Source organism: Micromonospora sp. DT44, assembly GCF_049841635.1.
GTDB lineage: Bacteria > Actinomycetota > Actinomycetes > Mycobacteriales > Micromonosporaceae > Micromonospora.
This window is the reverse complement of the sequence record NZ_JBNCKS010000164.1, coordinates 1-593: the sequence shown is the minus strand read 5'-3', so window position 1 is coordinate 593 and position 593 is coordinate 1. Positions and strand designations below refer to the sequence as shown.

Annotated in this window: 1 pseudogene; it reads left to right on the top strand. The window is 66.8% G+C overall.

What is annotated here, in order from left to right:
- Positions 1-14: 14 nt before the first annotated feature.
- Positions 15-593 (top strand): annotated as a pseudogene (locus ACLQ25_RS32785) (hypothetical protein); the annotation flags it as partial.

Sequence of the window (593 nt, the reverse complement as noted above, 5' to 3'; positions counted from 1 at the left end):
GATGGAGATCGAGAGTGCCGGTCGAGGCGCACCAGGACGAACAGGTCGTCGACCTGCCACACAACCGGCTGCCCGCCCCAGGCAGCCCCGCCCGTTCCTACTCGGCGCCCTCCGGGCCGCACGCCCACGACCCAGCACGCCCGTACTACGCCGTTTCACCCGCCACCGGATCAGACCTGATGTTCCAGAACACCAACCTTTATTCGGTCGCGGCGCAGTCATCATTCACGCCCCAGGACCCCTACCCCTTGCACGCGGTCAGTCAGTACCCGGCTCAAAACGACACGACCGCGTCCTACGGCGTCAACGAGCCGCCCCCCTACGCGCCCCCCAACGCGCCCCCCAACGCGCCCCCCTACGCGCCCTCTTACGAGTCCACCTACACCCAATACGCCAACAGCGCAGGTCCCGCCTTCAACCCCGCCGGCCCGAGCTATGCCCACACCGCCGCCGCACCAACCATCCAGTACGGCAACAGCAGCGTCGACCAGCGAGCCATCAGCTACACAACGGCACAGACGGACTCCATGAGCAACACCACCAGTTGGCAACCCGACGCGGCACGCATCCCATCATCAGGAACCCCGACGTAC